Origin of the sequence: Nonomuraea sp. NPDC050536 (assembly GCF_044457685.1) — a bacterium.
In the GTDB taxonomy this organism is placed as follows: Bacteria; Actinomycetota; Actinomycetes; order Streptosporangiales; family Streptosporangiaceae; genus Nonomuraea.
Window position 1 is genome coordinate 1 of sequence record NZ_JBITHD010000049.1, and the last position, 3,194, is coordinate 3,194.

The 3,194-nt window shown below is 66.8% G+C and carries 2 protein-coding genes and 1 pseudogene; all 3 read right to left on the reverse strand.

Annotated elements, in window-relative coordinates:
• Positions 1-25: 25 nt before the first annotated feature.
• Positions 26-1,699 carry a tyrosine-type recombinase/integrase gene (locus tag ACIBHX_RS52255; RefSeq protein WP_397076515.1) on the reverse strand — a complete coding sequence of 558 codons (1,674 nt, stop codon included), beginning with the start codon at positions 1,697-1,699 and terminating at the stop codon, positions 26-28.
• A gap of 152 nt (positions 1,700-1,851) precedes the next feature.
• Complete coding sequence (locus ACIBHX_RS52260) at positions 1,852-2,883, reverse strand: tyrosine-type recombinase/integrase (RefSeq protein WP_397076516.1); 1,032 nt, start codon at positions 2,881-2,883, stop codon at positions 1,852-1,854.
• Between the two features lie 121 nt (positions 2,884-3,004).
• Positions 3,005-3,194, reverse strand: a pseudogene (locus ACIBHX_RS52265) (integrase core domain-containing protein); the annotation flags it as partial.

Below are 3,194 nucleotides of genomic sequence, written 5' to 3' on the forward strand. Positions count from 1 at the left end.
GGTTGTAGTTATGCAGGTGATCGAGTCAAGTGCCTGTTGAGTCGAGTCTGTTGAGCAGGCCGTCGAAGATCTTCTGACGTCCGAGCTGTCCCTTCTCTTTGGCATCGTCGCGTTGGGCCTGTAGTCGAGGGCGGAACTCGATCGTGGTGACGAAGAACTGGCAGGACTCGCAGATGGACTCGAAGTGGCAGTCCATCTCGACCGGCCGGGCGCAGTAGCCGTTGCCGAGCATTCGGCGATGCATCTCCGCGCGTAGTCGGCGCATCTGGTGGCCCTCGTCAGTGGCGGGAAGCTGGGCGGGTTGAGCGTAGAGTGCCTCGACTTTCTCGGTCACCGAGAAGTACTCCTCGGCGACGGTCCGGTCAGCGATGCGGGCATAGACCATGGTCATGGCGAGCGTCTTGTGGCCGAGCAGGGCGGCGATGGCCTCTAGAGACATGCCGCGGTTGATGGCCTGGGTGGCCAGGGTGTGGCGCAGTTGGTGTGCGGTGATGTGGCCGATGCCGGCCGTGTCGGCGACCTTTGCCAGGGCCTGGTCGATGTGGCGGGGCAGGATGGGTCGGCCGCCTCGGCGCAGGAACATCTTGTCCGAGCGCAGGTCGGTGGGCCGGCTGCGTAGCCAGGCGTCCAGCAGGCTCTTCAGTTCCGGGTGGAGCGGGATGTAGCGGTCGTTGTGCAGTTTCCCGATCGGGATGCGCAGCCAGTAGGCCGAGCCGATTTGGACGACGGCGTCAACGGTCAGAGCGAGCAACTCGCCCTTGCGCATGCCGGTGCGGGCGAGAAGTTCGACGACCAGACGGGTGAAGTCATCGGGTTCGGCGCGGGCGGTGCGCAGCAGCTTGGTGGCTGCGGCGTCATCGAGGAAACGTGGCAGTGGCCGATCGATGATGGGCAAGTCCGCGTCGAAGATCAGCGGCCGGGATGGGACGTCCGGGTAGTCCCATTCGGTGATCCGGGTGAAGAAGCAGCGCAAGTTGATCAATGTGTTCTTGATGCTGGGCTTGGCCAGCGGAGCTCCCGAGGGCCTCGGGTCGCAGGCCAGGCGACGCTTGTAGTCCTCGATGTGGCTGCGGTTGAGCTGGGTCAAGGTGGTGACGTTGGGGTGTTGGTCGGCCAGGTAGTGGCCGAACTGGCGCAGATCCCGCTCGATGGCCTTGACGGTGGAAGGGCGAAGGCTGAGCGTGACCTGCTCGACGTAGCGGCGGGCGGCCAGGGCGTATGAGGTGGCGACGCCGTTCCAGCCGGCAATACTGACCGGGATGCGGCCGGGCCGCTCCAGGGTGTCGATCGCTTGGTCATGAAACAGCGTCGCCTGCAGGCGATGAAGGATGGCGGCGGGGTTGCGGCCTGAGTCAGGGTGTCCCCGCCGGCGATAGGCGGCCAGCAGCAACTGGCGGCCGGTGAGGAAGATCTGGGTGTCGATGCGGTCGACGGTGGTGGCGGTGGCCGCGGCCAGCAAGGCGAACATGTGCCACTGCAACCGAGTGTCGGCCCGAGTGATCGACAAGCGGTCCGTGGCCTGCTCGAACCGTAGCCGGGCCAGGGGCTGATAGCGGGAAGCAGCCTCCCCGAGCCGCAGGCCGGCGGTGACTAGGAAGGCGGCGTCCACGGCCCACCGGCCGGTCACGATCAGCCAGCTGACAAAGGGCCCGGTCCGCATCTGCTCTCGGGTGGCGGCCAGCCGCTCGGTCAGGTCCATGCCCGCCCATCCTCCGCAGGCAGCGACGCGGTGCAGGAACGTCTCGGCCGCGAGCCGGTTCGACGGCCAGATCTTCACCCCCGCCTGCTGAGCGTCATGGCAGTAGTGCTCGACCAGGTCAGGCTCGGCCGCCAGCGATGCCCTCGCCTCCATCACCGCTCCTGGACGGTTTGCGCGTCGATCGCCTCCATGGCGCGCCGGTATTCCTCCACGAGCCAGCCTCCTGCCAGGTGGAGGTAGATCCGGGTGGATTCGATGGAGCGGTGACCGGCCTGGGCCTGCAACGCCTCCAACGCCATGCCCGCCTCGCGCAGCCGGGTCAGACACGTGTGACGTAGTTGATGGCAGGTCAAGCGGATGATTCCGGCCCGGTCACGGGCACCGGTGACAATCTCATCCAGGCCGGATGCCGACAGCGGCTGGCCGCGACGTGGTCCCTTGAGCACGACGAACAGCCGATCGGTGGTGTTGGTCTGCGGTCGCTCGGTGGCAAGATAGTCGGCCACGGTGGCGAAGAACCGGGCCGAGACCGGGACGATCCGCTGGTGTCCGCCCTTGCCTTCGGCGATGAACACGCGATGCTCTCCGGGTCGTAGATCGCCAAGGCGCAGGCCCAGCACCTCGCAGCGGCGCAGCCCGCCCAGCAGCATGGCCTCGGCCATGGCCCGGTCGCGACGAGTACGCAGCGCGGCCAAGAAAGCCGACACCTCCCCGGGCTCGAGTACCCGGGGAAGTGTCCGGGGCGTACGAATCAGCGGGACCTGCCGGATCGCGCGTTGGCCCGGGCGGCGGGCGGCCAGTCCCTGAGGAACCGGGTCAGCCCGCACGTCGCCGCGCACCACCAGGAAGTTGAACAGCCCGCGGATGCTCGCCAGCCGACGTTTGATCGTCCGGGCCGACAGCCCGGCCTCGCCGTCCTCCAGACGGACCACCTTGGCATCGATGCGCGGAGAACGCTGCATCTTGATGAAGGCCAGCACATCCACGGTGGTGACCTCGGCCGGGTCCTTGCGGATCTGGCTGAAGAACACCTTCAGGTCATACGCGGTCGCGATCAACGTGTTGGGCCGGGCCCGGGCCGCCACCAACTCCAGATAGTCATCCAACGCCGGATGCCCCAGGCGCACCACGCCGGGATCGGCAGGGTCGGGACGGCCGTTGAGCAGACAGGGATCGAACACCATCGGAGGAGACTCCCGTCACTCGGGTAACTCCAGAATCACCCACGTCACCCAGCGCCAGCCGTCAACGGCCACTCATCTCTGACCTGCAGGCCAGCACAGGATCACCTGCATATCGTGACAACCCTTCGATGTAGCTGAGCAGGGCCCGTTCGGCTTCTGACCTGGTGCGGAAGGTGCGCCGGTCGAGCAGCTCGCACTCCAGCGAGGCGAAGAAGCTCTCGATGATTGCATTGTCGAAGCACGTCCCGGTTCTGCCCGTCGAGGGACGGACGCCGGCCTGCTCGCAGCGCCGGCCGAAGGCGATCGAGGTG

Excerpts from the sequence above, each read along its gene's own strand:
- ACIBHX_RS52255 (WP_397076515.1), bottom strand. The coding sequence starts at position 1,699 with ATGGACCTGACCGAGCGGCTGGCCGCCACCCGAGAGCAGATGCGGACC.
- ACIBHX_RS52260 (WP_397076516.1), bottom strand. The coding sequence starts at position 2,883 with ATGGTGTTCGATCCCTGTCTGCTCAACGGCCGTCCCGACCCTGCCGAT.